The organism is Williamsia limnetica, from assembly GCF_003217475.1.
Taxonomy (GTDB): Bacteria; Actinomycetota; Actinomycetes; order Mycobacteriales; family Mycobacteriaceae; genus Williamsia; species Williamsia limnetica.
The window spans coordinates 1-5,537 of record NZ_QJSP01000041.1; the positions used below are offsets into that span (position 1 = coordinate 1).

Annotated in this window: 3 rRNA genes; all 3 read right to left on the minus strand. The window is 55.0% G+C overall.

The annotated features are described in order from the left end of the window. Positions 1 to 7: 7 nt before the first annotated feature. A 5S ribosomal RNA gene (rrf, locus tag DFR67_RS30030) occupies positions 8 to 124 on the minus strand. A gap of 95 nt (positions 125 to 219) precedes the next feature. Further along, positions 220 to 3,354: ribosomal RNA gene (locus tag DFR67_RS30035) — 23S ribosomal RNA — on the minus strand. 393 nt (positions 3,355 to 3,747) lie between these two features. Next, positions 3,748 to 5,268, minus strand: a 16S ribosomal RNA gene (locus DFR67_RS30040). The 16S, 23S and 5S rRNA genes sit together here, the layout of an rRNA operon. Positions 5,269 to 5,537 lie beyond the last annotated feature (269 nt).

Sequence of the window (5,537 nt, forward strand, 5' to 3'; positions counted from 1 at the left end):
AAATTGTGTTCGGCGGTGTCCTACTCTCCCACACTGATTAGGGTGCAGTACCATTGGCGCTGGTGGGCTTAGCTTCCGGGTTCGGAATGGGACCGGGCGTTTCCCCACCGCTATAGCCGCCGTAACTCTATGAAACCGGTACACAAACCGGACATGTTGTTTGTGTGTTGTTTCAGATATTGCACAGTGGATGCGTAACACGCTTTGAGTGTTTGTTTTGGTTGTAAGTCCTCGGCCGATTAGTACCAGTCACCTGCATCGGTTACCCGACTTCCAGTTCTGGCCTATCTACCCCATGGTCTGTGGGGGGCCTTAACCACGCGAAGGTGGTGAGAAACCTCATCTTGGAACAGGCTTCCCGCTTAGATGCTTTCAGCGGTTATCCCTTCCGAACGTAGCTAACCAGCGGTGCCCTTGGTAGGACAACTGGCACACCAGAGGTTCGTCCGTCCCGGTCCTCTCGTACTAGGGACAGGTTTCCTCAAGTTTCTTACGCGCGCGGCGGATAGAGACCGAACTGTCTCACGACGTTCTAAACCCAGCTCGCGTGCCGCTTTAATGGGCGAACAGCCCAACCCTTGGGACCTACTCCAGCCCCAGGATGCGACGAGCCGACATCGAGGTGCCAAACCATCCCGTCGATATGGACTCTTGGGGAAGATCAGCCTGTTATCCCCGGGGTACCTTTTATCCGTTGAGCGACACCGCTTCCACTTGCCGGTGCCGGATCACTAGTCCCGACTTTCGTCCCTGCTCGACATGTACGTCTCACAGTCAAGCTCCCTTGTGCACTTACACTCAACACCTGATTGCCAACCAGGCTGAGGGAACCTTTGGGCGCCTCCGTTACATTTTAGGAGGCAACCGCCCCAGTTAAACTACCCACCAGGCACTGTCCCTGAACCAGATCATGGTCCGAGGTTAGATATCCAATACGATCAGAGTGGTATTTCAACAACGACTCCACACACACTGGCGTGCATGCTTCACAGTCTCCCACCTATCCTACACAAACCGAACCGAACACCAATACCAAGCTATAGTGAAGGTCCCGGGGTCTTTTCGTCCTGCCGCGCGTAACGAGCATCTTTACTCGTACTGCAATTTCGCCGAGTCTGTGGTTGAGACAGCAGAGAAGTCGTTACGCCATTCGTGCAGGTCGGAACTTACCCGACAAGGAATTTCGCTACCTTAGGATGGTTATAGTTACCACCGCCGTTTACTGGGGCTTAAATTCTCAGCTTCACACCGAAGTGTTAACCGGTCCTCTTAACCTTCCAGCACCGGGCAGGCGTCAGTCCGTATACATCGTCTTACGACTTCGCACGGACCTGTGTTTTTAGTAAACAGTCGCTTCTCTCTGGTCTCTGCGACCACACCCAGCTCAGGAGGAAAACTCCATCACCAGACGTGGTCCCCCTTCTCCCGAAGTTACGGGGGCATTTTGCCGAGTTCCTTAACCACAGTTCTCTCGATCGCCTTAGTATTCTCTACCTGACCACCTGTGTTGGTTTGGGGTACGGGCCGTGTCGCCACTCGCTAGAGGCTTTTCTCGGCAGCATAGGATCATGGAATTCGCCTCATTCGGCTACGCATCACCTCTCAGGCTATGTGTGCTCCGGATTTGCCTAGAACACGCCCTACAGGCTTACACCAGTACAACCACTGACTGGCCCCACTACCTTCCTGCGTCACCCCATCGCTTGACTACTACCAACCAAGGTCCCGCGCATCCAGTCCCAGGCCACCCGAAGGCGGTAAGGAACATTCAGGGCGGTTAGTACAGCTGATTCATCACGGGCGCGACTACACGGGTACGGGAATATCAACCCGTTGTCCATCGACTACGCCTGTCGGCCTCGCCTTAGGTCCCGACTCACCCTGGGCGGATTAGCCTGGCCCAGGAACCCTTGGTCATTCGGCGGAACAGTTTCTCACTGTTCTTTCGCTACTCATGCCTGCATTCTCACTCCCACACCCTCCACCACTAGATCACTCTGTGGCTTCCAGGGATGCAGGACGCTCCCCTACCCACCCACACACCTAGTCACACCCCCATAAGGATGAGACGGGCTATTGCGTGAGTGCCGCGGCTTCGGCGGTGTACTTGAGCCCCGCTACATTGTCGGCGCAGGATCACTTGACCAGTGAGCTATTACGCACTCTTTCAAGGGTGGCTGCTTCTAAGCCAACCTCCTGGTTGTCTTCGCGACCCCACATCCTTTTCCACTTAGTACACGCTTAGGGGCCTTAGCCGGCGATCTGGGCTGTTTCCCTCTCGACTACGAACCTTATCGCCCGCAGTCTCACTGCCGCACTCTCACTCACCGGCATTCGGAGTTTGGCTGACGTCAGTAACCTTGTAGGGCCCATCGGCCATCCAGTAGCTCTACCTCCAGTGAGAAACATGCGACGCTGCACCTAAATGCATTTCGGGGAGAACCAGCTATCACGGAGTTTGATTGGCCTTTCACCCCTACCCACAGCTCATCCCCTCCATTTTCAACTGAAGTGGGTTCGGTCCTCCACGACGTCTTACCGTCGCTTCAACCTGGCCATGGGTAGATCACTCCGCTTCGGGTCTAGACCCGGCGACTCTGGCGCCCTATTCGGACTCGCTTTCGCTACGGCTACCCCACACGGGTTAACCTCGCCACCGAGCACTAACTCGCAGGCTCATTCTTCAAAAGGCACGCCATCACCCACCAGCCACTAAAGACTGCGCAGGCTTTGACGGATTGTAAGCGCAAGGTTTCAGGTACTATTTCACTCCCCTCCCGGGGTACTTTTCACCTTTCCCTCACGGTACTAGTCCGCTATCGGTCACCAGGGAGTATTCAGGCTTATCGGGTGGTCCCGACAGATTCACAGCAGATTTCACGGGCCCGCTGCTACTTGGGTGTCTACTACAACAGTCACCATGTTTTCGTCTACGGGACTCTCACCCTCTACGACAGGCCGTTCCAGACCACTTCGACTAACACGATGATTTCTCACTGTCGGCCCATCCGGCAGAATGGACAAAATAGATCCCACAACCCCACACACACAACCCCTGCCGGGTATCACATATGCATGGTTTAGCCTCATCCGCTTTCGCTCGCCACTACTCACGGAATCACTATTGTTTTCTCTTCCTGTAGGTACTGAGATGTTTCACTTCCCCACGTTCCCTCCACACCCGCTATATATTCACAGGTGGGTAACACGACATCACTCGTGCTGGGTTTCCCCATTCGGACACCCTCGGATCACAGCTCGGTTGACAGCTCCCCGAGGCTTATCGCAGCCTCCTACGTCCTTCATCGGCTCCTGGTGCCAAGGCATCCACCGTACGCTCTTACACACTTACAAACAATATCAAAACAAAAAATAAAGATGCTCGCATCCACTGTGCAATTCTCAAACAACACACACCAACCAACCGGTACCCCGTGGAGAAACCTTCATCCCTCCGCGATAACAAGCACCCGCATCAGCCGGCATCATCGTCTAACCCTAGAAAGAACACACACAGTGTGTTCTCTCAGGACCCAATAGTGTGTCAATGCCCCCTGCAGTCACCTGCAGAAGCGCCGGCGAACATCATTTATGACATCCACCAGCATTGTCAGCGTTTCACCCATGAGCTCCCACCACAGAACATTCGCCTGCGACATGGGGCCACCACGATCACACCCACCACCGAAGTGGCGTGCGGGGCTGGTACAAAGCAACCCATCGACCGCAGTTTATGTTGCTCCTTAGAAAGGAGGTGATCCAGCCGCACCTTCCGGTACGGCTACCTTGTTACGACTTCGTCCCAATCGCCAATCCCACCTTCGACGGCTCCCTCCCACAAGGGGTTGGGCCACCGGCTTCGGGTGTTACCAACTTTCATGACGTGACGGGCGGTGTGTACAAGGCCCGGGAACGTATTCACCGCAGCGTTGCTGATCTGCGATTACTAGCGACTCCGACTTCACGGGGTCGAGTTGCAGACCCCGATCCGAACTGAGACCGGCTTTAAGGGATTCGCTCCACCTCACGGTATCGCAGCCCTCTGTACCGGCCATTGTAGCATGTGTGAAGCCCTGGACATAAGGGGCATGATGACTTGACGTCATCCCCACCTTCCTCCGAGTTGACCCCGGCAGTCTCCTGCGAGTCCCCACCATTACGTGCTGGCAACACAGGACAAGGGTTGCGCTCGTTGCGGGACTTAACCCAACATCTCACGACACGAGCTGACGACAGCCATGCACCACCTGTACACCAACCACAAGGGGGGCCATATCTCTATGGCTTTCTAGTGTATGTCAAACCCAGGTAAGGTTCTTCGCGTTGCATCGAATTAATCCACATGCTCCGCCGCTTGTGCGGGCCCCCGTCAATTCCTTTGAGTTTTAGCCTTGCGGCCGTACTCCCCAGGCGGGGTACTTAATGCGTTAGCTACGGCACGGATCCCGTGAAAAGGAACCCACACCTAGTACCCACCGTTTACAGCGTGGACTACCAGGGTATCTAATCCTGTTCGCTACCCACGCTTTCGTTCCTCAGCGTCAGTTACTACCCAGAGACCCGCCTTCGCCACCGGTGTTCCTCCTGATATCTGCGCATTTCACCGCTACACCAGGAATTCCAGTCTCCCCTGTAGTACTCAAGTCTGCCCGTATCGCCCGCACGCTTGGAGTTAAGCCCCAAGTTTTCACGAACGACGCGACAAACCGCCTACGAACTCTTTACGCCCAGTAATTCCGGACAACGCTCGCACCCTACGTATTACCGCGGCTGCTGGCACGTAGTTGGCCGGTGCTTCTTCTCCAGGTACCGTCACTTTCGCTTCGTCCCTGGTGAAAGAGGTTTACAACCCGAAGGCCGTCATCCCTCACGCGGCGTCGCTGCATCAGGCTTGCGCCCATTGTGCAATATTCCCCACTGCTGCCTCCCGTAGGAGTCTGGGCCGTGTCTCAGTCCCAGTGTGGCCGGTCGCCCTCTCAGGCCGGCTACCCGTCGTCGCCTTGGTAGGCCATTACCCCACCAACAAGCTGATAGGCCGCGGGCCCATCCCAAACCGCCGGAGCTTTCCACCACAAAACATGCATTAAGTGGTCATATTCGGTATTAGACCCAGTTTCCCAGGCTTATCCCAAAGTTTGGGGCAGATCACCCACGTGTTACTCACCCGTTCGCCACTAATCCACCAGCAAGCTGGCTTCATCGTTCGACTTGCATGTGTTAAGCACGCCGCCAGCGTTCGTCCTGAGCCAGGATCAAACTCTCCATGAAAACCTTCCAAAAACCATCCCCCGAAAGGGACGCTTTTCAAAAAAATATGTCCTGAAGAGACTTTCATAATCCCAACCAAACAAAAACTGACACCACCACAGGACTCAAAACCTGCGATGGGATCAAAAAAATATCTAACTAATGCCGGCACCACACCCCATCACCAACCAAACCCCCACACAGGAAGGCTTCGTCACCGTGACAGAACGCAGCACCTAAATTGGCACTAACAATCCATCGACACACTATCGAGTTCTCAAAGAACACAC